Origin of the sequence: Bifidobacterium tibiigranuli (genome assembly GCF_009371885.1) — a bacterium.
GTDB lineage: Bacteria > Actinomycetota > Actinomycetes > Actinomycetales > Bifidobacteriaceae > Bifidobacterium > Bifidobacterium tibiigranuli.
In genome coordinates, this window is sequence record NZ_QLZA01000008.1 from 56,293 (window position 1) to 81,902 (window position 25,610).

21 protein-coding genes are annotated in these 25,610 nt (G+C 64.0%); 12 read left to right on the forward strand and 9 right to left on the reverse strand.

Going from position 1 to position 25,610, the window contains the following annotated elements; genetic code table 11:
• The first annotated feature begins 96 nt into the window (after positions 1-96).
• The 11 genes from DDF78_RS07845 (at position 97) to DDF78_RS07895 (ending at position 12,230) form a co-directional block, all read left to right on the forward strand.
• Positions 97-1,170, forward strand: coding sequence for an AAA family ATPase (locus DDF78_RS07845; protein WP_152581401.1), 1,074 nt, complete (start codon positions 97-99; stop codon positions 1,168-1,170).
• Positions 1,167-2,201, forward strand: a complete 1,035-nt coding sequence (locus DDF78_RS07850; RefSeq protein WP_152581400.1) for a DUF58 domain-containing protein — start codon at positions 1,167-1,169, stop codon at positions 2,199-2,201. The genes DDF78_RS07845 and DDF78_RS07850 overlap by 4 nt, the downstream gene beginning before the upstream one ends.
• Positions 2,198-2,725, forward strand: coding sequence for a hypothetical protein (locus tag DDF78_RS07855; RefSeq protein WP_152581399.1), 528 nt, complete (start codon positions 2,198-2,200; stop codon positions 2,723-2,725). The genes DDF78_RS07850 and DDF78_RS07855 overlap by 4 nt, the downstream gene beginning before the upstream one ends.
• Positions 2,722-3,789, forward strand: a complete 1,068-nt coding sequence (locus tag DDF78_RS07860) for a VWA domain-containing protein (RefSeq protein WP_152581444.1) — start codon at positions 2,722-2,724, stop codon at positions 3,787-3,789. The genes DDF78_RS07855 and DDF78_RS07860 overlap by 4 nt, the downstream gene beginning before the upstream one ends.
• Complete coding sequence (locus tag DDF78_RS07865) at positions 3,786-4,811, forward strand: vWA domain-containing protein (RefSeq protein ID WP_152581398.1); 1,026 nt, start codon at positions 3,786-3,788, stop codon at positions 4,809-4,811. Before DDF78_RS07860 ends, DDF78_RS07865 begins: the two co-directional genes overlap by 4 nt.
• The gene (locus DDF78_RS07870) at positions 4,811-5,389 is read left to right on the forward strand and encodes a DUF6466 family protein (protein ID WP_237564612.1); all 579 of its coding nucleotides are present in this window, start codon (positions 4,811-4,813) and stop codon (positions 5,387-5,389) included. Before DDF78_RS07865 ends, DDF78_RS07870 begins: the two co-directional genes overlap by 1 nt.
• Before the next feature lie 169 nt (positions 5,390-5,558).
• Positions 5,559-5,939 carry a hypothetical protein gene (locus DDF78_RS07875; RefSeq protein WP_152581396.1) on the forward strand — a complete coding sequence of 127 codons (381 nt, stop codon included), beginning with the start codon at positions 5,559-5,561 and terminating at the stop codon, positions 5,937-5,939.
• Complete coding sequence (locus tag DDF78_RS07880; protein ID WP_152581395.1) at positions 5,936-7,585, forward strand: PGAP1-like alpha/beta domain-containing protein; 1,650 nt, start codon at positions 5,936-5,938, stop codon at positions 7,583-7,585. The genes DDF78_RS07875 and DDF78_RS07880 overlap by 4 nt, the downstream gene beginning before the upstream one ends.
• Positions 7,586-7,808: 223 nt before the next feature.
• Positions 7,809-9,254: an adenylosuccinate lyase gene (gene purB / locus DDF78_RS07885; protein ID WP_152581394.1), complete on the forward strand. Its 1,446-nt coding sequence runs from the start codon at positions 7,809-7,811 to the stop codon at positions 9,252-9,254.
• Positions 9,251-11,779, forward strand: coding sequence for a lysylphosphatidylglycerol synthase transmembrane domain-containing protein (locus DDF78_RS07890; protein ID WP_306452375.1), 2,529 nt, complete (start codon positions 9,251-9,253; stop codon positions 11,777-11,779). Before purB ends, DDF78_RS07890 begins: the two co-directional genes overlap by 4 nt.
• 169 nt (positions 11,780-11,948) lie before the next feature.
• Entirely contained in the window at positions 11,949-12,230 is a 282-nt protein-coding gene (locus DDF78_RS07895) for an HU family DNA-binding protein (RefSeq protein ID WP_152581393.1), read from the forward strand.
• A gap of 158 nt (positions 12,231-12,388) precedes the next feature.
• On the opposite strand, the gene DDF78_RS07900 is transcribed toward DDF78_RS07895, so the two are convergent.
• The 5 genes from DDF78_RS07900 to arc all read right to left on the reverse strand — a co-directional run bounded on the left by DDF78_RS07900 (position 12,389) and on the right by arc (position 18,515).
• Positions 12,389-13,942 (reverse strand): proteasome accessory factor PafA2 family protein, encoded by a 1,554-nt coding sequence (locus DDF78_RS07900; protein ID WP_152581392.1) that lies wholly within the window; start codon positions 13,940-13,942, stop codon positions 12,389-12,391.
• On the reverse strand, positions 13,942-14,148 hold the full coding sequence (locus tag DDF78_RS07905) for a ubiquitin-like protein Pup (protein WP_152581391.1): 207 nt from the start codon (positions 14,146-14,148) through the stop codon (positions 13,942-13,944). The genes DDF78_RS07900 and DDF78_RS07905 overlap by 1 nt, the downstream gene beginning before the upstream one ends.
• A 101-nt stretch (positions 14,149-14,249) precedes the next feature.
• On the reverse strand, positions 14,250-15,086 hold the full coding sequence (locus DDF78_RS07910) for an inositol monophosphatase family protein (RefSeq protein WP_152581390.1): 837 nt from the start codon (positions 15,084-15,086) through the stop codon (positions 14,250-14,252).
• 127 nt (positions 15,087-15,213) lie between these two features.
• On the reverse strand, positions 15,214-16,944 hold the full coding sequence (dop, locus tag DDF78_RS07915) for a depupylase/deamidase Dop (protein ID WP_162000783.1): 1,731 nt from the start codon (positions 16,942-16,944) through the stop codon (positions 15,214-15,216).
• A complete protein-coding gene (gene arc, locus DDF78_RS07920) occupies positions 16,941-18,515 on the reverse strand; it encodes a proteasome ATPase (RefSeq protein ID WP_237564613.1) in 1,575 nt (524 codons plus the stop codon). The genes dop and arc overlap by 4 nt, the downstream gene beginning before the upstream one ends.
• 269 nt (positions 18,516-18,784) lie before the next feature.
• Between arc and serB the strand changes: the two genes are divergently transcribed.
• Entirely contained in the window at positions 18,785-19,471 is a 687-nt protein-coding gene (gene serB, locus DDF78_RS07925) for a phosphoserine phosphatase SerB (protein WP_152581389.1), read from the forward strand.
• Between the two features lie 82 nt (positions 19,472-19,553).
• On the opposite strand, the gene fmt is transcribed toward serB, so the two are convergent.
• From fmt to DDF78_RS07945, 4 genes are all read right to left on the reverse strand, one after another.
• Positions 19,554-20,603, reverse strand: coding sequence for a methionyl-tRNA formyltransferase (fmt, locus tag DDF78_RS07930; RefSeq protein ID WP_152581388.1), 1,050 nt, complete (start codon positions 20,601-20,603; stop codon positions 19,554-19,556).
• Between the two features lie 125 nt (positions 20,604-20,728).
• On the reverse strand, positions 20,729-21,442 hold the full coding sequence (locus tag DDF78_RS07935) for an HAD family hydrolase (protein WP_152581387.1): 714 nt from the start codon (positions 21,440-21,442) through the stop codon (positions 20,729-20,731).
• A gap of 223 nt (positions 21,443-21,665) precedes the next feature.
• Positions 21,666-24,065, reverse strand: coding sequence for a primosomal protein N' family DNA-binding protein (locus DDF78_RS11855; protein ID WP_162000782.1), 2,400 nt, complete (start codon positions 24,063-24,065; stop codon positions 21,666-21,668).
• Positions 24,066-24,239: 174 nt separating this feature from the next.
• A complete protein-coding gene (locus DDF78_RS07945) occupies positions 24,240-25,535 on the reverse strand; it encodes an SAM-dependent methyltransferase (protein ID WP_152581386.1) in 1,296 nt (431 codons plus the stop codon).
• Positions 25,536-25,610 lie beyond the last annotated feature (75 nt).

Genomic DNA, 25,610 nt, shown 5'->3' on the forward strand with positions numbered 1-25,610 from the left:
CATAACCTGTATTCCTCAATATTCATTGCAACTTCAGTGCAACCAAAACTGATGCAACCAATACCATTGCAACCAACCGTCGGATAGAGTGAAATCATGCCGTTAATCCCCTCCCCACCACATATGCCCGAACAGCCCGGCCTTGCGCAGCAGGGTCTTGCGCCAGGGCTGCCCCGCCCGCTCGCCGCCGAGGATCTGAGTCGCGCACGAGTGCTGGCGGACCGGCTTCGCACACGCTTCGCCCAGACCCTCGTCGGCCAGGAGACCCTGCGTGAATCCCTGATCGTCACGCTGGCCGCCGGCGGCCATATCCTGATCGAGTCGGTGCCTGGCCTGGCCAAGACGACGGCCGCCCAGACCCTGGCCACTTCGGTGTCGGGCACGTTCAAGCGCGTCCAGTGCACGCCGGATCTCATGCCCTCCGATCTGGTCGGCACGCAGGTCTTCGATTTCTCCAAGCAGCGCTTCAGCACGCAGATCGGCCCGATCCACGCCAACTTCGTGCTGCTGGACGAAATTAACCGCTCGAATGCGAAAACGCAGTCGGCCATGCTCGAAGCCATGGCCGAGGGCGCTACGACCATCGGCGGCGAACGCATCGCGCTGCCGAAGCCGTTCATGGTGATTGCCACGCAGAACCCGATCGAGGAGGAGGGCACTTTCACCCTGCCTGAGGCGCAGATGGACCGCTTCATGATGAAGGCGGTCATGACCTACCCCACGGCCGATGAAGAGGAGCGCATGCTGGATATGCTCACGCGCCGCGGCTCGGACACTATCGACCCTTCGACGCTGAATCGCGATGTGCTCTCCATCCAAGATGTGGAGTTCCTGCGCTCCTGCGCTCGCCGGGTGCATGTTTCGGATTCGATCATGCGCTACGCGGTCGATCTCGCGGCGACTTCGCGCGGCACTGGCACGAACCCGCTGCGCGATCTGGCTGCATTGGTGCGGCTGGGTGCCAGCCCCCGCGCCTCGATCGCCCTGGTGCGCATCGGTCAGGCGAACGCACTGCTGGCAGGGCGCGACTATGTCATCCCCGAGGACGTCAAGTCCTTCGCGCATGAGGTGCTGCGCCACCGCATCGTGCTGACCTTCGAGGCGATGGCCGACGGCGTGTCGGCCGATCAGGTCGTCGATTCGGTGCTGGAAGCGGTGCCGGTTCCATGAGTTTTGGGACACGATTCGGCACAGCACGCACTGGCAGGGGCGAGACGGGCAAAGGTACAGCGCAGCTTGGCAGGCCACAACCTGCGAGCGCTTCGACCCGCCGACGCATCGAGGCACTTGCAGGCTCGCTCACGCTGCCCACGGTGCGCAGAGCGCTCGGCGTCGTGGAAGGAGAGCACACGTCGCACCGACGCTTCGGCAGCGACGATGTGATGGATATTCGCTCCTACACGATTGAGGACGAGGCGCGGCTCATCGATTGGAAGACGAGCGCTCGCGCGGGCCAGCCCATGGTCGTGCAGCGCGAGCGGCTGGTCACCTCGCGGGCGTGGCTGCTGCTTGATGTCGGGCGAGAGATGTGCGGCGCCTGCCCCTCGGGGGAAACGGCCTATCAGGTCGCCGCCAACGCCCTGTGCATGTTCGCCGGGCTGAGCCTGAAACGCTCGGATGACGTCTCCCTGGTATTCGCCGACGCGGCGTCGATCACCCGAGTGCCCTTCCACGGAGGCTTCGCGCAGTTCGAACGCACGCTTGACGCCGCGCTCGAGCGCGACTGGCGGCAGCCGCGCAACATCGACGCGCTGCTGAGCTACGCCCGGCGCATCCGGGACCGTGAGGCGCTGATCGTGCTGGCCACTGACGAGCATGCGCTGCGCGAACGTCATCTGCGCACGATTCGCTCCATCGCGCGCACGCATCCGGTGGTGCTCATCGACGTGGCGACGCTCAACCCACTCGATGCAGAAGCAAGTGACCGCGTCATCGACGGGGTTTCGCGCCGTCGCGTACCGGCGTTCCTGCGCGATGTGCAGGGTGCGCAGGAGGTGACAACGCATCGCGATTTTCTGGCCGCCGCATTGGAGCACGAGCTGGCGGTCTGCGGCTCGACGCTTATACGCGCCGGTTCCAGCGAGGCGATGTTCGCGCGCTTCGTCTCCATGATCTCGTTCGCGCTGACGCGCTCGGCGGGCAGCTATCTTGCAGCCGGCGCACGTAGGCCGTTGCAGGTTCAGGGGGTGCGGAAACAATGACGCTTGCTGCCTTGAATCCTCAGGACCTGCATCCCGCGCAGCAGCTGTCGGCCTACGAGCCTCTGCTGATCGTATTGATCGCCAGCCTCGCGCTGGCAATTGCCGCAATCGCGCTGGTGGTGATGCTTTCGCGTCCTCGTCGCGCCGACAAGCAGCTCAAGGCCGCTGGCGCGCATAGCGGAGCCAGCGGCAAGACCGCATGGCGGGCCAAGATCAACGAGGTGCTTGCACGCCATCAGCGTGGCGAGCTCACCCGCGACGAATCCTTCGACGAACTGGCCCGAATCGCACGGGACTATGCTTCCACGGCCAGCGGCTCAGACCTGAGCACGCAGACCCTGCTTGAGCTCAATCGGCGCACCTTGCCCGGTACGCAGCGCCGCGGATTGGAGCTGCTGCGGCAGACCATAGCAGCGCTCTACCCGCCCCAGTTCGCCGACGACGCGATCAATGCGCAGGCGCGCGATACGTCGGTGGAGCAGGCCTGCGAATGGGTGTCCCGGCTTGTGGAAAGGTGGCGCTGATGCTGTCTTGGCAATGGCCACTGGCCGCACTGGTCGCGGCGCTTCTGGCGCTGGCCGTTATCATCATCGCCATCGTCTTCGGCGCGTCGCGTCGGCGCCATGATGCCGACGGACCCCAGGTCTTCGATCTTGACGACGCACTGAGCGGAGAGCATGCCTCGCAGCAGCTGCGCCTATGGCGCACGCTGGGGCGATTGGCCTGCGCGGTGCTGGTTGCGGCGCTGGCCGTATCGGTCGCACTGGTGGCGCGCCCTTCGCAAGTCGATCAGGGCGAGGAACGCGCCGGCAACCGGGACATCGTGCTGTGCCTCGATGTCTCGGGCTCGACGCTGCCCTACGCCCGCGAGGTGATCGAGACCTACCTGTCGCTGGTTTCCAGCTTCCGCGGCGAACGCATCGGCCTGAGCATCTTCAATTCGACCTCCCGCACGGTCTTCCCGCTGACCGATGACTATGCCTTGGTCACCAAGCAGCTTCAGACGGCGAGCACGATTCTCAAAGGAGTCGAGACGCAAAGCGATATCGATCATATGAGCGATGCCGACTATCAGAAAATCGCGAATTGGCTCGAGGGCACGCAGAACCGCACCGACGAGACCTCGCTGATCGGCGACGGCGTCGTGAGCTGCGCCGCGATGCTCCCCGGTTTCACGTATGGCAACGCACCAACGGGCGGGTCCGCACGCGCCCGCGCCTCGTCCATCGTGCTGGCCACCGATAACGTGGTATCCAGCAAGCCCACCTATACGCTCGCCGAGGCGCTTGATTTGGCTGCGAAGGCGCATATAGGCGTGGATGGCCTATATGCGGGTCCCAAGGAAAGCCTGCGGGACGAACCGGCCGTGCAGATGAAATCGCTGATCGAATCGCATGGCGGTACCTTCGTCACGACGCGCGACGGCTCGTCGGTCAATGAGCTGGTGCGCGACATCGAACGACGCAGGGACACCGCGAACCGTGCCAACTCCCGCGCGGCGATGGTCGATGCCCCCGGCTGGTGGACGCTGGCGCTGGCGGTGCTGCTCGCCGCATGGCTTGGCTTGGCATGGAGGTTGCGCCGATGAACGCACTGACACTCTCCCCCGCACTGGGATGGCCGCTCGGCGCGGCGATAGCAGTCGTGATGCTCGCCTTCGCGGTGCTGGCCGTAGCCATGCACATGCGCCGCCGCTCGCGCAGCGATGAGACCCTTGCCGCCTGCGTGCGCCGGGCGGTGCTATGCCTGCTGGTCGCCGTGATGGCCCTGACCCCCAGCACGACGACGCCCATCACTTCGCACGCAGTGAACACAACCGATGTCGTGCTCGCCATCGATGTCACCGGGTCGATGGGTGTGAAGGATGCCGCATACGGGCCTGCGAGCGGCATATCACGACTCGACGCGGCCAAGCAGGCGGCCAACGATCTGACGGCTTCCTACCCGAATTCGAGTTTCGCGGCTCTGCGCTTCGGCGTCAGCGGCACTCTGGACGTCCCGCTGACGCCCGACACCTTGGCGATTCGCAACTGGGCGGACACACTGGCCGTGGAGCCCACGGCGCTATCCACCGGCTCGCGCCTCGACGCGCCGATCGACCAGCTGCTGCTCACCGCGAAATCCATCCGCGCCGAGCACCCGCAGGACGCCCTCGTGCTCTACCTCATCACTGATGGCGAGCAGACCTCGCCCAAGGCCCGACGCAGCTATTCCTCGTTGCGCCAGTACTTCGACGACGCCTTCACGCTGGGAGTTGGATCGACGAAGGGCGGCAGGATACCGCAGATCAGCACAGACCCCAATGCCTCGAACGGCACGCCACAGTGGGTTATCGATCCGAACACCGGGCAGCCCGGCATTTCAGTCATGGATGAGAAGAATCTCAAGGATATCGCCGACGAGCTGGGCGGCCAGAGCATCATTCTGGGACCGGGCAAGACCGTGGCCGGCCATGTCTCCGCAAAAGCCTCTCGTCGATGGCGGATGACCGATGACGCGAAGCGGCGAGAACGCATCACGCCGATCGTATGGCCCTTCGCCATTGCTGCGGCGGCGCTGCTCATCTGGGAGCTGGGCGCATGGATCGTCATGTCAAGGAGGTCACTGTGATGAAAAAGGACGTGACAGGAAGCAATGCGACACGCCATCGTGCGCGTGCGCCGCTCGCCGTACGCGTGGCACTGGCTGTTCTTGCGGTGTTGCTCGCAGCGGTGGCAGCGGCGTGCATACTGAATATAACCGCCGTTCGCTCCTATAATCAGGCGACCCAGTCCCTCGATGCGAATCTCAAATCCGCAGCTGCGCCCAACACGGATCTGGACGCGCTCAAAACCCGTCAGCAGCAGACCGACGCGCAGTTCAACGACGCCGGGGCCTTCGGGTTCCTGTTGCTTCCGCAAGTCAAATCGGCGATTCACGCCAATTCCCAGATCTCCAAAACCCTGACCACGCGCACAAGCCAGGAAATCGTCAGGCAGCAGGCGGAGGGGCAGGCCAACGTCAATGGCACTACCGGCAAGGGCACTCTCGGCAACGGCAAGCAGAGCGACGGCCTGAGCCAGGAGCAGCGCGACAAGGTCGAGGCGATGCTCAAGGCGAATCAGCAATCGGCCTCCCCCGACGACACGCAGCCGTCCGGGAATCCCGCAACCCCCAATCCCGGGAGTTCCGCCGTACGGCCTTGGTGATTCGCCGCACATGTTCGACGTGCGGGGAATCGCGTACATGGTTTTTTTAGACACACGGTTTCCGACACATGGTTTTCCGACACGCCGAACATGTGGATAACTCCAAGCCTTCGACCACATGGCCCTGTCGTGCTTGCCTGCCTGATGCGGCACCGCGTTCAATGGTGCTATGACTTTCACCACTAAAACTTTCACCGCTCAAACATTCACCGATATGCCTACCATCGCCAGTCTCCCTGCATACCCGGCAGGGCAGGGCGGATCCCCTGCCCTGCCGGGTATGCGCGTACGCGCGCTCGGCACGAATTCATGCCCATGCCATAACACCGCAGCAGCCAGCCGCGATCTCGTCGCCGCACTCGCGCGCTCCACCATCGAAGCAACGGACCATATGCGGACGGCGGTCGCCCGCTCCGCAGCAATCGAATGGGAGGGCAAAGCCGCTGCATACTTCCGAGAGCATCTGCACGCCGATGCCGTCACATCCGTCCACATAGACGAAGCCGTCTACGCCACTCAGTCAGTGCTCTGGCAAGGCGGCGCATCATGAACTGGCGCGTTGCCTCATCCATCAATGGCGGCCAACAGTACACTGCGGCCGCACGCGAAGCGTACGCGGAAATCGCGCGGACTCTGGCCGACGACGCCTCGCAATTATCAGGACAATCCACGGCCTGGTCCGCTGCGGCGCTGCAGCTAGGCCATTATCGCGTCAGCGGCATCTGCCAGTTGGCCGGCAGCGGCATGGGTTCAGCGAGTGCAGCTGATTTCGGCGCGGATCATGAATCCCTGCCCTATCAGGCGCTTATCGAGCGCTGCAACGACAATGCAGCCCAATGCCAATCACTCAGCCGAGACCTCAGCACCATGGCGGATCTGCTCATTCGGGCCCATTCGCTCTACTCGCAGGCGGAGCACGCCACCCGAAGCGCGATGAACAAGCTGCTGGAAACCGCCGGCACAGTATTCCCCGTTACAGCAGCGGCGGGATTCCTCTCGCTGGCCGCAGGCGGCGTGCTGTCCTGCTCAATCCGTGAGCGCCGTTTCAGCCCCGCAGGAGCGCTGTCCAGCACGGCGTGGGCGCAGGAGGGTCTGCTGAACGCGGCAAGCAACCATGTCAATGCCAAAACGATGGGCCTGAGCACCGTGGGAGCAGGTGTGAACCGCTCTGCGGCCATATTGTCTCTGGGTTCCTCGCGCCTCGTCAACCTGGTGCAGGGCAATCTGCTACATGTCGATCAAGTGAAATCGTCACGGCCGGTGGTGGACGAATCCCACAGCGTCGCCCAGTCGCTGGCGAATCTGCAGCGTCTTGGCGCGCAGCGTCGCGGCAATGCTGGGGGCAGCGGCCTCGACTACGGAACCATAGCGATTCAGCGCTACCGCAATGCCGACGGTACCGCCTCGTGGCTGGTGACGATTCCGGGCACCGATGGCGAATCGGATTCCGCGTTCGGCTGGCCGCAGAATCTTGAGGCGATGAGCAGCGACGCCAGCCAGCGGATGCGCGGCGACAGCGCTCGTCTGGTGGCTATCGCGATGGAGAAGGCCGGCATCGGGCCCAAGGACGCTGTGGCGCTCATCGGGCATTCCCAAGGCGGCATCGTCGCGGCAGCCATCGCCTCCGATATGAAGAATCGATACCGCATCGAGCATGTCGTGACCGCTGGCTCGCCGGTGGCGAATCATCCCGTGCCGAACCGGACATGGATGACGAGCATCGAAATGGAGGACGAGATTGTGGCGGCACTCGACGGGGCGGCGAACCCAGCGAACGAGCATTGGCTGACCATACGCGGCACAGCGCTTCGCGATGCCAAAGGCGCGCCGCCGCCAGCCGGCACCGGCGAACCGAGGCCGCCCGCAGCGACTCCTGTGCCCGGGGCGGCTCCTGCTCCTGTTGCTCCCATCGCTCCCGTCAACCCGTTTGCCTCCGCGCCAGTCGAAGGAGCTAGCGAGCGCAAGGAGATCACCCATCATCTGCGCTACCACCAGGCGGCCTACCGCAACGCGAGCGACCTCGGCTCCCCAGCCGTGCAGCAGCACGAGCAGCATTTCCAGGCCATCGTTGGCGGCAAACTCGAAGAGACCTCCTATTGGCAGGGCCGCATGTCCTGGGGACCGCCGACCGCTCTGAACGAGCGCATAGCTGCACGCATGGTGGGGCAGCGAGCCGCGCCTGATGATGGCCGCTGATGAATTTACAGCAGGCCGCGTCTGGCACGCTGGGCTATTACGCAGTGTGCCAGACGCAGAACAGACCGCAGTACAAGCCACACGCAGTGCAAGCCGCAGAACAGGCCACCGGACATGCCGCAGAACATACCGCAGGACGGGGCCGTGCTGCGCCAAGAATATCCTGGGCGGCGGTGCTGCCCAGCACGCGGAGCGGTTCACGGCTCGAAGTACGCTGTAGCCTATGCAGCTGACTGATATCTCCCCCGCAATCGCCCTGACCTCATTGGATGGCCGCTACCATCGCCAGACTGCTCCGCTGGTCGAATACTTAAGCGAACCGGCGCTCAATCGCGAGCGCATGCGCGTCGAAGTGGAATGGATGATCCTGCTGAGCAACGGCTTCGATGGCAATGCCTCAGCACCGGTGCTTGAGGGCCTGACCCCGCTGAGCGACACCGAATGCGAATTCCTGCGCGCCATCCCCGAAGACTTCGACGCGGACGGCATCGCCCGGCACGCGTCCTACGAGGCGGTGACGCACCACGATGTGAAGGCGGTCGAATACTACATCGACGACGAGCTGGATCGGGCAGGCGAGGTTCTCGGCTCAGATAGTTCGCTGCCGGGACTGAAAACGCTCGTGCATTTCGCCTGCACGTCGGAGGACATCAACAACCTCGCCATCGCGCGCTGCGTGAAGAACGCCATCGAGCAGGTCTGGCTGCCCGCAGCCCAGCAGGTGACCGATCAGCTCAACGATATGGCGCAACGTTTCCGCGCGCTGCCGATGCTTTCGCTCACGCACGGCCAGCCCGCCACGCCCACGACGCTGGGCAAGGAGCTTGCGGTGTACGTGCACCGGCTCGAACGTCAGCTGGACCATATCGAAGCCCAGGAATACCTCGGCAAGCTCAACGGCGCGACCGGCACCTTCGGCGCTCATGTCGCCGCCTGCCCCGATGCCGACTGGATTGCGATTTCGCGCGAATTCGTCGCGAACCGCATGGGGCTGACCTGGAATCCGCTCACCACGCAGATCGAAAGCCATGACTGGCAGGCCGAGCTCTACGGCGCGATCAGCCACACGAACCGCATCCTGCACAATCTCGCCGTGGACATCTGGATGTACATCTCGCGCGGCGTCTTCGCGCAGGAGCCGGTCAAGGGAGCCACCGGCTCGTCCACGATGCCGCACAAGGTCAACCCCATCCGCTTCGAGAACGCCGAGGCGAATCTCGAATTGTCCTGCTCGCTGCTCGACACGCTGTCCGCCACGCTGGTGGAAAGCCGCTGGCAGCGCGATCTGACCGACTCCACCACCCAGCGCAACATCGGCGCCGCGCTCGGCCACGGGCTGCTGGCCCTGTACAATCTGGGCGGCGGCCTGCAATCCATCCATCCCAACGAGGCCGTCATAGCCCGCGAGCTCGAAGAGAACTGGGAAGTACTCGGCGAGCCCATCCAGACCGCGATGCGCGCGGCCGAACTGGCAGGTCTGCCCGGCATGGAGAAGCCCTACGAGAAGGTCAAGGAACTGATGCGCGGCCATGCGATAACGCGCGACGACGTCGAGAAGTTCATCGATTCGCTGGCCTTCGACGATGCCACCGCGAAGCGTCTCAAGGCATTGAGCCCTGCGCAGTACACCGGTCTGGCAAGCACCTTGGTGGACTACGCGCAGCAATGAGCCAAAGCGAAGCATCCATGCTGACGACGTCAACGCAGACTGAATCGGCGGCTGCATCCTCGTCGCCGCAGCCGCAATCACCGATGCAGCCACAATCCACGACGACACCGCAGCCGGGCATTCGCATCGAGGATGTCGCGCCTGAGCGCACGCATGACTTCGCCGATCTCATGCACGCCGCCACGGCGCTGCTCATAGCCGTGGCAGTCGTCCTGATGGGCGTGTATCTGCGCGGATTCACCTCTGGCGTCGAATCCGACGCCCATAACGCGAGCCGGGCCTTCGACTGGCTGCTGAACATGCCCATCTCGGTCATCCAGCAGCTCACGACATTCGTCATCGTGGTCGGCGTGCTGGCCCATATGCTCATAGGCCGTGAATGGCTGCAGTCCTGCGTCGCAGTTCTCGCGCTGTTCGGCGGCTATGTGCTCATTCGCGTGCTGGCTCTCGCGCTTTCGCAGTTCGGCGACGCATCGCTGCTCGCACCCTTCTATGCCATTGGCACCCCGACAGCGGGCTCAGGACTGCTGCCGGACCTCTATGCGGGCATCGGCGCATTCCTGACCGTTGCGGGGCCGCGCCGACTGCGCTCCACGGTGCGCTGGGGCTGGAACGTCCTGTATGTCGTGGCCGTCGCGCTTGTCGTCCTCTCCTGGCATTCCGTGTCCGGCGTGCTCGTCTCCTTCGTCGTCGGCCGCGTGATCGGCATGCTGCTGCGCTTCGCAGCCGGCACGCAGAACAAGGGCGCATGGGGGCAGGAGATCGTCGATGCCGTACGCGCCATCGATGTGCGTCTTGCCGGCCTGACGCGCCGGCAGGACGACAAAAACGACGCCGGCGTGCTGCAGACCTCGCTGGACGACGATCTCATCGAGAACTCGCGCATTTACGATGCCGTGGATGAGGCTGGCAGACGCTACATCATCTCCGTTCTCGACGCGCAGCTGCATAACGCAGGCTATTTCAACCAGATATGGCAATGGCTGCGACTCACCGGCGTTTCGATGCGTCGGGACCGCTCGGCCAGTACGGCCAATCATCACCATCTGGCGATGATTCTGGGGCTGGCCCATCTGGGGCTGCCTACCATGCAAGCCTATGGCGTCATCGACAGCGGGGAATCCTCGCTGCTCGTTTTCGAGGCCGAGGGCATGGCGCGGCCATGCGATCTCGACACGCTCAGCGACGAGGATGCGACAGGCGTCATGCGTTATCTCGATGCCGCCAATGCCCGCGGCTACACGCATAGGCGCATCACGCCCGGATCGCTCGCCCGCACCAGTGATGGCGCGATGATGCTGGCTGGCTGGCACAACGGCGATTGCGCAAGTAGCAGCGCGAATATCGCACTCGACCGGGTGCAGCTGCTCAGCTTGCTTGCCTCGCTCATCGGCGTCGAGCGCACGCTTTCCGCAGCGCGTTCGGTCTGGGGAGATAATACGCTGATCAGCCTGACGCCGTTCTTCCAGAAAGTCGCCGTGCCCTATGGCACGCGCGCGCTGCCCGGCTGGAACAAGCAGCTGCTGGGCCAGCTGCGCACCACCATAGACGCGCTGGCGCCTGATGATCGCGCCGAAAACACCGAGCCAGTGACGCTCTCGCGTTTCAGCCTGCGCTCCTTCGCGATTATCGCGATGGGCATCGTGGCCGTCGCGGTCATCTTCACCCAGTTGCAGCCTGACGAGGTCATCCATGCCGTGCGCAGCGCCAAAATCGGCATGGCATTCCTGTGCTTCGCATTCAGCATACTGGCTTGGGTGGGCGCATCGGTTTCGCTGGGCGCATTCATGGACAAGGGCAAACGGCGGCCTTTCGCGCTGTTCTGCTCGCAGGCGGCATCCGGATTCACTGCTGTGTCGATGCCTGCCGGCGTCGGCCCGGCTTTCGTGAATCTGCAGTACCTGCGCAAAAGCGGATACCGCGGTGCCGCCGCCACGGCGATCATGAGCGCAACCTGGCTGGTGCAGGCACTCGCCACCATCGTGCTGATCCTAGGCATCGGCATCTTCACCGGGCGCGACACGCTTTCGGGCATGATACCGGGGCCCACGCTGATCGTCGTGATCGGCATCGTGGCGCTCGCCTTTTCCGCCGCGATGATCATCCCGCCGCTGCGCCGTCTGCTCGTCGTCAAGTATCTGCCGATTATCAAGGTCTACGCGCGTCAGCTCGTCGAAGTGATCTCGCAGCCTGCGAAGATGACCGGCTGCGTGCTCGGCTCCCTGATGCTCAACATCACCACCGGTCTGGGATTCTGGGCTGCGCTGCTGGCCTTTGGTCACCCGACGAATCCGATGGAGACGATTTTCATCTTCCTGCTCGCCAATACGCTCGGCTCCGCAGTGCCGACCCCAGGTGGCCTGGGCGCGGTCGAGGCCGCATTGCTCTTCGCTTTCTCCTCGGTCGGCGTGCCTGCGGCGGTGGCGCTGTCCGCCACTCTGCTCTACCGCGTATGCTTCTACTGGCTGCGCATCCCTCTGGGCGCGCTGGCTATGAAGTGGCTCGACCGACGCAACCTCATCTGAATGCGCTCTGCATACTGCCTGCATGCATCATCCGAACGAGGCATATTTTGCGAATCATTGGCGAAAAGCCGTTGAAAATGCGGCATTCGGGGCGGATGTGCGCTAGTATCGGTTGATGAACGTGGCTTTTGAAGAAATACGAAAGCCCCTGACTCAAGAAGGATGCTTTATGGCATACAACAAGTCTGATCTCGTCTCGAAGATCGCCCAGAAGTCGAATCTGACCAAGGCTCAGGCCGAGGCAGCCGTCAACGCATTCCAGGACGTATTCGTTGAGGCCATGCAGTCTGGCGAAGGTCTGAAGCTGACGGGTCTCTTCTCGGCTGAGCGTGTCCGCCGCGCCGAGCGCACCGGACGCAATCCGCGTACCGGCGAGACCATCAAGATCCCCGCTTCCTACGGCGTGCGCATCTCTGCTGGCTCGCTGCTGAAGAAGGCCGTAGCCGAGTAAGACTCGCCTTTCGTCATCCATTACGCGATGTAATGGAAAAGCCCCGACTCTTGGCAGTCGGGGCTTTTCCATATCATATGCCGGTTCGGCGCGTAAGTACCTCGCAGTATCGGGCATCTGGTCATGCCAGTCGTCATATGACATCACGTCACGTCATGTCATGCCTCAAGTTGCTGCATGAGACGGCGGTAGTCCTCGCTGGCCTGCGTCTCGAAGGGATCGAGCATCACCGCTTCCGCCCGCTCGGCGTCCTGGCCGGAGCTTCCCAGCGTCAGCCGCGTCCAATCGCAGGAGAAGCGCACATCGCGTTGCAGAGCTTTGGCTACAAAGGCTCCGCGCAGCGCCGCGCGGGTGTCCTGCGGCGGGCGCGTCATCGCTTCGCGTGCTTCGTCCGCGCTGATGATCGTGCGCATTGCGCCATGACGCACCAGCGAATCGTAGACCGTGCCGTTGGCCACATCGTGGTAATCCAGATCGAGCTGCGCGAATCGCGCCTCGGCCGCTGCGGGATGACGTCTGCGCAGCGCCTCGAACAGCGTCTGCTTCGCAATCCAATCCACCTGATTGTCCAAAGCCGCGAAATCACCGGCAGCCAGGCAATCCAGCAGCCTAGCCCACTCATGCATCACCATGTCAATGTCCAGCCGTGGCATCGCCTCGTGCACCTGAGCACCATAGCGCTCAAGAAAACGCGCCACGACAGCCGCATAGTAGCGCTGCATGCCGAGCGCATCAACGGTTGCGCTGCCGCCATCAGTGCTGCTACCACCGGCCGCAGCCGGGCCCGTTGCGCCGTATTCAGCACGCGCCCTAGTGAAACCTCCCGGATCTGCGAGTTTCAGCGGCGTGCCGCCACAGCGCACATCGCGGCTGATTGCACGGTTGGCGCTGCTGGGGTCCTGCAACGCACAGCATTCGAATCCGCTCTCCACGCCGAGCCGCGCCGCCTGCTCGATGACGCACAGCACCAGATGCGTCGTGGCGAGCTTCATCAGCCCGGCGTATTGCGAACGGTTCGAGTCGCCGATGATGACATGGAGCCGCCGGTAGCGTTCGGGATCGGCATGCGGCTCGTCGCGTGTGTTGACCATCGGCCGTGCGCGCGTCGTGGCCGACGAGATGGACTCGTCCAGATAGTCCGCCCGCTGCGAAATCACCAGGCCACGCCCGGAAAGCCTGCCTGCCCCGGAGAAGACCTGACGGGTAATCAGAAACGGCAGCAGCTCCCGTTCGACATCTCGCAGCGACACGAAACGGCGCACCAGATAGTTCTCATGGCAGCCGAAGGAATGCCCGGCCGAATCGACGTTGTTCTTGAACAGGTGCACGGTCGCCCCTTCGCCGTACGCCGGGCGCAGCCGCTGCTGCGCGTCGAGCGCCAGTTGGCGCATCACCTGCTCCCCTGCCAGGTCCTGAGCCAAGGCCGTATGCGGGTCCCGGGCCTCGGCGGTCGCGTATTCGGGGTGCGAGCCAACGTCAAGATAGAGCCGGGCGCCGTTGGGCAGATACGTGTTCGTCGAGCGCGAGCGGGTGACGACCGGCCGGAACATCGCCATGGCCACCGTTGCGGCATCGCATGGCTTGTCGGCGCCGGTCACGCTCACGCCGTATTCGGTCTCGATGCCGAAGATCCTGGCGAAGCCGTCCTGCTCCAAATCCTCCTGCGGCCCCTGGGACGCGCCGTCATTGCCGCTTTCGCGCAGCTGGGGCATCACTGCCCGCCTTTTTGCACGAAGCTGCCGACGTACTCCTCCGCGTTGGATTCCAAGGTGGATTCGATATCGTCCAGAATGGAGTCCAGCGCATCGCTCTGATCGGCCTGTTTGCTGCTCTGCTGCGCCATAGGGGCATCTTGGGCCTCGTCTGATTGCGCCGCGTCGGACTGCTGGGACTGATTGCGTTGGAATTGCTGTGGCATATCTCCTCGATTCCTGTCACATGGTATCTGTCATATGGTTGTTGTCATAGTGTGTGAGCTGGCTTGGCGTACAGTCTGGCGCGGTTGCGCCAGTATGCCCGTCATGACAGATATGGGGCGAGTTCGTCGATAATCAGCCCGTTGGACGCCACGACGTCGTTCTCTTGACGCCAATGAATCATATCGCCATTCCACTGACGCAGCTTGCCCTGGGCTTCGCATAGGACGACGGCTCCGGCCGAAACCGCCGGCACGTCCCACTGGTGCAAATCCGGCTCGAAATAGGCGTCATAGGTGCCATCCGCGACCTTGCACAAATCGAGCGACGTCGGTCCCACGCGCTTGATGTCGGCGGGTTTGCCCGCGATGGCCGCGACCACATCCAGCGCGCGCTTGGATTCCTCGGGAAAATACGACATGCCGTAGCACACGACAGATCCTTTCAGCTCACCGGTGGTCGACGGCATGATCTTCTCGCGTCGGTCTCCGGCTGCGGTATGCCGGATGCGGATGGCACCCTTCTCCTTGGCGGCCAAGTAGGTAAGCCCAAGCGCCGGGGCGTGCACGACGCCGAGGATGGGCTGCGCCGAACCGTCCTCGTCGAATTCGAACAGCGAAACCGTCACCGTCCATTCGGCCATGCTACGCATGAAATTGATGGCTCCGTCGATGCGGCTCACGCACCAAAAGCGGCTCCCCGGCTCGCACACCTCGGGGCGGGTGCGCCAGAAGCCATCGAAGGGGTCGAGATAGGTCAGCCGATTCTCGATGAAACGAATCAGCCGCTCATCGACGTTCAAGGTGACCTGCTCGCCCTGAGGCATGCTCGGCGCAGGCGCTGCCACGAGGTCGCGAGGGGCGAGCTGGTCCCGCAGCGCACGATTGCCCGCATCCTGAGTCACATCGGCCACCTTCAGCGCCAAAACCCGTAAATCCATAGTTTCTCTCTCACCTCATGCCTTATGCTGCCGATGCCCGGTCTGCTGGGACGCCGACCTTGCCCTCAGCAGTCTACTTGCCATCCATGATGTTCATTGTGCCTTGTTGCTCACCGTACCGTGACGTTCATGCTGCACTGGCGTTCATGATGAGTTTCAGCGCTGCTGCAGCCGTTTGCGTGGCGTCTTTTGGGGATTGCACTGTGCCGTTCTGCACAGTGCCGTTCTGCACAGTGCCGTTCTGCGCTGCGTCATCGTTCTGCGTCACATCATCGTCTGCCAGCGCGTCTGCGCAGGATGCGGCGGTCCAGCGTTGCGGATCGGACATGTCCACGCTCAGCAGGCCTGTCTTCGAGTCCTGGTCACGCACGGTGATGCGCGACCAAGAGACGGCCACGACCTGATCTGGCCAACGCTTCACTATCCACGCCCGCAGCCAGGCGCGGGTGTCGTTCGGAGGCTGGATTTCAGCCGTCTGCAGCTGCTCGGCGGCACTGGGTTGTTCATTACTACTGAGCTGTTCGCCGTCACTGTGCTGCTTGTCGTCATCCAGGCAGACCGTGCGCGCCCGCAGTTTCTCCCACGGCGAAACCGCAGGATCAAGCGCGGCCCAGCGCAGGTCAAGCGCCGCCATGCGGCTGTCCGACCATGAGCAATTCAGCCGGCGGCGCAAACGTTCGAGCAGCTGCCATTTGAGCAGCCATTCCAAGCGCGAGGCCTCGGCGGCCATGCCCAGCCGCTCATCGTCGTCGGCGTGGCGCACTGCTGCGGTATCGGCCATGGCCTGCCGCCACATCGCCATGATGCGCACAGTCGGCTTGTCGGGCCACAGCGGCTCTCCGCGGCTATCAGTGCCGTACATCCGAGCGCCGGTCTCGTACACCGCCGAAAGCAGTCTGGCCTGCAGCTGCCATGCGGTTATCGTGCCGCCGCCTTCGAGCGGCAGCTCGGCCGCAAGCCCTAGGTCGTGCGACACCGTATGCACAGCAGCCACCGGATCGGCCAAACGGGTCGCATCAAGCAGACCCGCGATATCCATGCCGCAGGACTGGGCGTTTTCGAGCATCCACAGCAGCATGCTCGTGGTGCCAAGTTTCAGCGCCTGCGGGGTATCCATGCGGTTGGCGTCGCCCACGATGACGTGCAGCCGGCGGTATTCCCCCGGCGCATGCGGCTCATCGCGCGTGTTCACGATCGGCCGGTCGAAGGTGGTCTGCAGGCCTATCGCCGTGTGCAGATAATCTGCGCGCTGGCTGAGCTGGAAGCCCGCCGTCTCGCAGCGCTCGCCAAGCCCCACGCGCCCGGAGCCGGCGTAGAGCTGCCGCGAAACGAAATGGACGGTCATCAGCGCTGCGACCTGCTCGAAGGGCACGCTCCGCAGCATCATATAGTTCTCATGGGTGCCCCAGCTCGCGCCTTTGCCATCCACGTTATTGCGGTGCAGCGCAATCGCCGCGCCCGTTTGCTCGCTGGCCTTCCGGGCCGCCGCGAGCATCAGACCATCGCCATCATGATCGTAGCGGACAGCCGCAAAGGGGTCTGTGGTCTCCGGTGCGCTGTACTCGGGGTGGGCGTGGTCGACGTAGATGCGCCCGCCATTGGGAGCCACGACATTCGTGATATGGCGCTGCGGCTCGTCGGTAAGCATGTCGGGGCGGGCCTGAGAGCGAGCCAGACGCCCGCCGCGCGCGTCGTTGACTGGGTCTTCACGCTGATAATCCCATCGGATATGCGCGGTGCGCGGGTCTGCCGCAGCAGCCACGACGGCAAAGGACAGCCGGACGGGATCATATGTTCCCGCATGTGCCAGCGACACCGCGTATTCGGTTTCCGTGCCCATCACACGCTTGACGCTCATGAGCGCACCACCCCCGCAGGGCGCAGCGCGACGACCCGGCCACCGGCCACACCGTTGATGCGCGACCACTGCTGCGCGTCGGCGTCCAGCACCGAGTCAGCGCTCTCGCCGTATTCCTCCTCGACCGCAGCGCCGAGCAGCTGTGCGTCGAGCCTGATGTCGCTGCCTGACTCGATGGACTGCTTGACAGCATGGGTTTTGGCCCGATCGATGATGTTGCGCAGCATGGCACCCGAGACGATATCCGCCATGTACAACGGACTCCATCGCCCCTGCTCGTCGCGCAAGTCGGCGATATGCCGCCGCTCCTCGCGGGCGTAGATGTCGCTGACCAGAATGCCCGCCAAGGCGTCCGCATCCATATCGGGGTCGAGCGGCAAATCGTCGGTCAGATAGTGTCGGACGATCTGCTTCGCCTGCGCCGCGTCGGGCCGATCCACACGGATTTTCACATCGAGCCGCCCGGGGCGCAGCACTGCGGGGTCGATCATGTCGACGCGGTTCGAGGCACCGATGACGATGACGTTGTCCAGCTGCTCCACGCCGTCAAGCTCGGCCAGGAACTGCGGCACGATCGTCGTCTCCACATCGCTCGAAACTCCGCTGCCCCGAGTACGCAGCAGCGAATCCATCTCGTCGATGAACACGATGACTGGTCTGCCCGACTCGGCCCGTTCCCTGGCCCGCTTGAAGATCATGCGGATAAGCCGCTCGGACTCGCCGACGAATTTGTTCAGCAGCTCCGGCCCTTTGACCGAGAGGAACACGCCCGAGCCGGTGCCGCTGCCTTCGGCCAGCGCGTGCGCCACGGCCTTGGCGATAAGCGTCTTGCCGTTGCCGGGCGGGCCGTAGAGCAGCACGCCCTTGGGCGGGTTGAGATCGTAGCGCTCGAACAGGGCGCGGTGCAGGAAGGGCAGCTGCACGGCGTCGCGGATGCGTTCGATCTGCGTGTCGAGGCCGCCGATGTCGTCGAAAGTCACGTTCGGCGTCTCTTCGAGCACTAATTCGGTGGCATCCTCGCTGGGCAGCGCGTCGAGGGCGAGCCGCCCGGAGGGGTCGACGCTCACCCGGTCGCCGACGGACAGTGCAATCTGGCTCAACGCCGAGCCGCGCCGTACGACGGACACGTTGCCGGACGTGTCCGCCACGACCAGACGTCCGCCGTCAAGTATCTGCGCGATGCGCCGGACCATGCCCAGGCCGTCGACGTCGCGCTGATCGACCAGCACCATATTCTCGTTGAGCAGCACCATGCAACCTGCAGCGAGCCGCGTGGCATTGACGTTCGCCGCCACCGGGACGATCATGCGCCGCGCGCCCGAGATGACCTCGGCGGTGGCGTGGCGCACGCCCTGCTCGTCGGTGTGCGAGGAGTCCAGGCGCACCATGACGGCGAAGGTCATAGGCGGCTGGACAAGCTGGGCCAGCTGCGATTTCGCCTTGTTCAGCTCCCTGCCCGCGCGCTGCAGCGCCACCGCGAGCGCATGGTTCTTGGCCATGAGCCGGTCGTTGTATGCCGCGAGCTCCTCGGGACTCTGCGCCGCGTCTGCGCTGTCCTGAGCCGAGGCCATGCCGTTGGCTTGCGCGACCATGTCCTCGGCCGCGCTGGCTGTGTCGTTCTCCATCACTTCGTGCTCTCCCCATTTCGGTTGCTCGCCAATACAATAGATTACGCATGCATCGTGTCAGAAGCACGATTATGGCCACAATGAACAACGTAGCGCAGTCAGACTCAATATGCATGGCAGTCAGTCTCGATGAGTGCGCGTCTGCGCGTGTACATGCCAAGCCATTGCCAGTATGTCCGCCATTGTCCCAGCGACTCTAGAGAATCGAGGGCATGCACGAACAAAATTCGAAGGCCCTTAATGCAACGCTCGATACTCCGACCCTGTCCCGGCCGGGACTGCTGGTGATGGATGTGGATTCCACGCTGATCGACGAGGAGGTCATCGACCAGTTGGGCCGGGAGGCCGGCGTCGGCGAGCGCATCGCCGACATCACCGCCCGGACGATGGCGGGCGAGCTTGACTTCTGCCAAGCCCTGCGCGCCAGAGTCGCGCTGCTCAAGGGCATGGATGTCGCGGTGTTCGACACGGTGTATGCGACGCTGCATTTCACCACCGGTGCGCTTGCGCTCATCGAGACCCTGCACCAGCACGGCTGGAAGGTGGGCGTGGTATCCGGCGGATTCCACGAAACCGTGGACCGGCTGGCGCAGGAGGCGCAGCTCGATCATTGGATCGCCAACCGGCTTGCTGCAAGCGAAGGCCGGCTCACCGGCGAGGTCGTGGGCGATATCGTGTGCCGCACGACCAAGGAGCAGGCGTTGCGCACCTGGGCGCAGGAAGACGGCATAGCTGCGGCCCAGACCGTGGCTGTGGGCGACGGCGCGAACGACATCCCCATGATTCAGCGCGCAGCCTTGGGCGTGGCCTTCTGCGCCAAGCCGGCCGTGCGCGAAGCCGCCGACGCCGCCATCGACACACGCGATCTGCGCCTGGTGCTCGGTCTGCTGCGCGACTAGCGAGGCGCGGCATGCACGGCACGGCGCATGCCTTGCATGCCGTCTGCCTGAAATGCCGTACGTTTATGCGTATGTTTATCTTTTAGCGGCAGCGGGCCTGGGGCGTCAGACGCGCGCCGCGCGCCCAATCGGCGGCAGTCATGGCTTTCTTGCCCTGCGCCTTGACCTGCAGTAATTCGATGGGACCGCTTGCCGTGCCAACCCAGACGTGCTTTTTCGTCGCGACGAGAGCGCCCGGGGCCAGATCTGCTGGTGCTGCATCATGTGCCTGCGCATTGGCTGCATTGGCGTCATCTGCGGTGTTGGACGTGTCGGCGACACGGGCCTGCAAGACATGCATGGTGATGGCGCTGTTATCGTCAACACCGTCACCTGCAACACCGTCATCTACAACACTGTGCGCCCCTTCCACATCCACAAAGCACCAGGCTCCGGGGTTAGGCGTGCAGGCGCGTATCTGACGGTCCACGGCGAAAGCCGGCACATCGAAGCGGATATGCGCGTCCTCAACCCGAATCTTCTCGGCGATCTCATAGGCCCCCACCGGCTGCTCCACCGGCTGAATCTGACCGTCCGCAATGGCTTGCAGCGCTGCAGCCAGCAGATGCGAACCATCGTCGGCCAAACGGGATAGCAAATCCCCTGCGGTCTCATGCGGGCCAATCTCGGTGGTGGACTGCGCCAGAATCGGGCCGGAATCCATGCCGCGCGTGATGCGGAACACGGTGGCCCCGGTCAGCGTGTCGCCAGCCCAGATCGCGCGCTGGACCGGAGCCGCCCCGCGCCATTGCGGCAGCAGGGAGAAATGCAGGTTGTACCAACCCATCGGCAGCGCTTCGAGCACGGTTTCCTTGAGAATACGGCCATAGGCGACGACAGCCGCCGCTTCGGCACCGGTCGCCAGCAGCTCGTCGACGAAGGCCGGCTCATTGGGGTCGCATTCGAGCACGGGAAGCCCCAGTTCCAGCGCCGCCTGCTTGACCGGACTGGGTTCAAGCCGGCGTCCGCGGCCGCGCGGTGCATCCGGCCTGGTGAGCACGGCGACCACTTCAAAATGCTCGGTGTCTCCCGCCAGCATGCGCAGCGAGGGCACAGCGACGTCAGGAGTACCGGCAAACAACACTCGTATCATGTGTTTCTTCCATTCCATTAAAAACTAAAATAACGTAATATGCGTTGAATTGGGCCGAATCGCCTGTGGCGCCACAGGCGACCATCCGCCACATCGGTCAGTCTCGACAGACTACGGTGGCGGGCCTACTGCACCGAGGCAATCGCCGGAATATCAAGTCCCAGATCGATCAGCACAGCCCGCAGCCGGTAGGGGTCGGAGAAGCGGATGCCGCGGATGCCGGCTTCGTTCGCGCCGACGATGTTCATGGCCTTGTCATCCACGAATACGCTGGTGCAGGCATCGATGCCGAAAGTGCTCAGCGCAAGTTCGTAGATGCGGCGCTGCGGCTTGCGCATCGAAACGAGTCCGGATATGACCTTGCCATCGAGCTCGCGCAGCGCGGCGAACTGCTGCTCGGCCTGCGGGAAGCTCTCCTTCTGCCAGTTGGACAGTCCCCACACGCCTATGCCCGCGTCCTTGAGATCGCGAATCAGCATGCGCGCGCCGGGAATCGGCCCCGCCAGCGAATCCTGCGTGTGGTCGTAATAGTATCGAATGACTTCAGCCCATTGCTCGCCGTGCTGCTCGCGCACCATCGCCAGAGCATCGTCCACTGAGCCGCCTTCGTCGACCATGTCGTCGACGTCATAGAAGCCGGAAATCTCGTTGTCGAGAAAACGCGCGATGGTGTCCCGATCATAGCGCGGAACCAGCGCCGCGCCCGGATCCCAGTTCAGCAGCACATTGCCGAAGTCGAAGATCACATCCGTCACCGGCCGCCCTTGCGCCTGCGCCGCATTGCCTTCGGCCTGCAGCAGGTCGTAGCGCATATCAGGTTCTCCTGGATAGCCTTGCACCAGCATCCTCCTTATGACTTCTCGAACGCTTCTGACGCTCCTCCGTGGTCCAGCTCGCGTCGGGACCAAAGCCTTATCGTGCCCCTGCCAACCGTCGCGGTTCCATGCTTCCATGCCGTGCAGACCTCGTGGGCTGGCCCGCCTCGACTACTGGACTACTGGACCGAAAGCGACGCTGACGACTGGTCAGCGTCTTTTCCGTGCCAGTTAGTCTCCTAAGTTGCTACAGCAGGTCCTTGGGGTCGACCTGGAAGCGCAGCTCCCCCGGCTCGCGCGCGGCCACATGCCGGGCGACTTCGTCGCGCAGTCGCAGCGCAAGCATCGCCCGGCGCTCGGGAGCTGCCCGAATCACCGCCTTGACCCGGTCGCGTGTCGCCTCAAGCTCGCGCGCATCCATCGTGCGTGGCACGGCGATCGGCACTGGACCCAAGACCGCAGGCATCATCTCGCCAGCCATCTCAAGCGTGGCAAGGTCGCCATCCAGCGCGCCCACATGGCGCAGCAGACCCATCACTGCGTCACGCCTGCCCCATACGCAGGCGCAGGCCACAACAGGCGGCAGGCCGGTCTCCTCGCGCTCTTCGAGCTCACGCGCGGCCAGCAGCGAGGAATCCCACAGCACCAGCGAACGGGCCAGCACCGGGTCGCTCTCCCCGATCAGCAGCGCCTGACCGCCTCGAGAACGCGGCGCACACAGGGACACCGCCCGCATCCACGCATTCAACGCATCCACACGCGCGTCGACGCCCGGCGCGTACAGACTCGTCCAGGCGTCAAGAATCGCAACCGCGGCATAGTCATTGCCAGGAGCACTGTCATTGTCGGGAACACTGTCATTGCCGAGCACACTGGCATGTTCGTTCTCGTCATTATCGCCGTTACGACTCGCCGGAGACCTCGCAACGACAGGAGACCGCGTTGCCGATTGCGCAGCAGCAGCCGGCTGCGGAGATATGGCTGATTGCGGTGCCAAGTCATCATCAGGCCGCACACGCGGCTCTGCGCCGGGCGTGGCGATCACCAGCATCGGGCGGCACGGCACCGATTCGAAGATGCCCTGGCTGGGGCTGGACAGCACCATCGACACGCCGCGAAACAGGCCCTGCAGCTGCGCGGCCGTTCCTGCGGCACCCACGCGCACCGCACGCATGCGCTCACCCGAGCAACGGGGGCAATGCCAGTTCGCTGCGGCGGCCCCGCACCATCGGCAGCGCGCCGTACCGTCCTTGCCGCGCATCAACGGCCCTGTGCAACGCGGGCAGCGAGCCTGGCGATGGCATTGCGCACAGCTAAGTGCCTCGGCGACGCCATCGTGGGGTATCGAAAGCAGCACCGGCCCACGCTCCAAAGCCTCGCCAAGCGTGCGCACGGCGAAATGCGGGACGCGCGCCCCCACCGTCGCATCAGCCAAACGCGTCAATTCCTCGCGATTGAGCCAGCGAATCCAAGGAGCCTGCTCTTTGACGACGGAACGCAGCGGCTTGATCTCCCGGCTTGCGCCGCTGACCGGCGTGCTGTGACCTGTTTTGCCGTCTGACAAGACCTCCCACTGGCTGATCGGGCTGCGAGCGTTCGCCATCGCCACGAATACCCCGCGATGCGCCTTCGCACGCAGCCGCAGCACGCCGCGCGCGTTCGCATAGGGCATCATGCCGTCGGCGTTCTGATAGGCGGCGTCCTCGACGATGGCGAACAGCCCCGGCCCCTCCACCGGCGCGTACATGGCCGCGCGCGTGCCAATCACGCAGCGAATCGCGCCACTTGCCGCAGCACAGTATGCGCGATACCGCTCGACCGGCGGCAGGGCGGCGCTCAGCACGATGAAGTCGCCATGATATGAGCCATGCACCGGCTGGCCGGCGTCGAAGGCCCGCAGGCCCAAGCGGCTCAGCTGCCCGGCGACGTCCCGGGTCTCGCGCATGCCCGGCAGCACCAGCACCGCTGATTTGCCGGATGCCAGCGCATCCACGGCCAAAAGCGCCAAGTCGCCAGCCCACCGTTGCGCACCGGGAAGCATATCGAGCACGAACGAGGCGAATCCGCCGCCTTCGATAGCATCGCGCAGGCGGGTCGCCGAATCGTAGTCGCGCAGCACCTGGTCGAATTCGCGATCAAGCGCCGACCGAGTGGCCGCGCGAAGCATGCTTTGGCCGCCGCCCGCTGATTGCACGGATACGATGCCCTCCCGCTCCTTGTCGACCCGGGCGACGCGCGCGGGAACCGCCAAGCGCAGAATGTTGGCCCGCGTCCCGCCATAGGCATCGGCGATCATGGTGATATCCTCGCGCATCGACGGTCCCACCAGCGGCTCGGCGCTGAGCACGCGTTCGATGTAGCGCAGGGCGGAGGCCGGGGCATGCGAGGCTGCGACCCGGTTCCAGATGACGCCGTTGACCCGCTGGCCACCGAAGCGCACACGGACCATCACACCCGGCAGCGCCTGCGCCGAAAATCGTTCATCGATGAGATAGTCGAAGGTTTGCCCCAGATGCGTGGCCTGAACGTCGAGCACCACCTGCGCCACCGGCAGTTCGTGCGCCTGCTCGTGTACCGCAGCTCGCTTGCGCCGCTTGCGGGGCGCCAGCCCGTCAAGCGCGAGCTGTTCGGCATGCGTTTCGGTCATGGTTATAGCGTACGCTCCCGGCGCAGTCTCAAATTTCTGGGTCCATATCTCGGCCAGCACGGCTCTCGGCAGTGCACGCCGCGCTATCAGCCCAAGTATATGACTACATATGACTGGGCCGCCGCAGTTCAACCTGCAGCGGCCCATGCTATTGCAGAGGTAGGAGTCCCCGGTCTATCGGCGGCTGGACCCGTCATACCACCACGGGCGCAGCGGGTAGGAATCCGTGCCCTCCATGTTCGGCTTGACGCACAGGAACTGATGAATCTGAATGTTGTTCAGCTCGAAGTTCAGCGCGCTGCCTGCGATATACAGGCCCCACAGCCGTGCCTTCGGCTCGCCGACCATCGCCACGGCCTCGTCCCAGTGGTCCTGCAGATTCTTGTTCCACTGGTGCAGGGTCAGCGCATAATGCTGACGCAGATTCTCCTGGTTCACCACCTCGAAGCCCGTATCCTGAATCACCATTTCGATCTCGCCGGGCGAGGCCAGCTCGCCGTCGGGGAAGATGTAGCGGTCGATGAACTGCCCGGCGGTCTTGCCATCGCTGGACCGCGTGCGCGTGATCTGATGGTTGAGCAGCGTGCCGTTGGGCTTGAGCTTGTCCAAAATCTCCTTGAAATAGGAGGGATAGTGCTTGAAGCCGACGTGCTCCATCATGCCCAGCGAACAGATCGCGTCGAAGTCACCCTCCGGCACATCGCGGTAGTCCATCAGCCGCACTTCGGCCAGATCCTCAAGCCCCTCGCGCTTGATCCAGTCCTGCGCCCAATCGACCTGCTCCTGCGACAAGGTGACGCCGAGCACATGGATGCCACGCTTGGCCGCCAGCACCTCCATGGAGCCCCAGCCGCAGCCGATGTCGAGCAGCCGCTCGCCGGACTTGACGCCAAGCTTGTCGAGCACCAGATTGAGCTTGCGCTCCTCGGCCTCTTCCAGAGAATCCTCTGGCGTGTTGAACACCGCGCAGGTGTACGTCATCGAGAGGCCGAGGAAGAGCCGGTAGAACTCATTCGACTGGTCGTAGTGGTAGCTCACCGTGGCGGCGTCGCCGGCCTTGGTATGCGGTACCAGACCTTCGGTGATGCGCTTGAATTTGCTTGGCCCCTCGATGGCCGGGCGTTCCGGATGCCTGATGCCGTGCTTGGCGACGGTGGAGAGCATCTTGGCCAAGCCGATCGGATCGGGGCGGTGGAAGCTGTCTTCCAGCTCGGTCAGCTGCCTGAAAACCGTGTAAGGGTCGCCGGGAAGAATCTCCGGAGAATCGATGTCGCCCTGCAAGTAGGCACGGGCAAGCCCCAGATCATTGGGGTGCTCGACCATATAGTAGACGGCTCTCGAATTCTTGACGACCAGATGCAGCGGTGCATCCTCCGGCCCGAACGACGAGCCATCGAACGCCGTGACATTCACCTGCCCCGTATCGTCCGCAAACAGCCCGATCATGTCCGCAACGGTCATACCCGCCATATACACGCCTCCATCCACAGGAATATTCCTGCTCTAGCCTAGTTCTCCTATTCGCGCACTGTGTGACGATTTCGC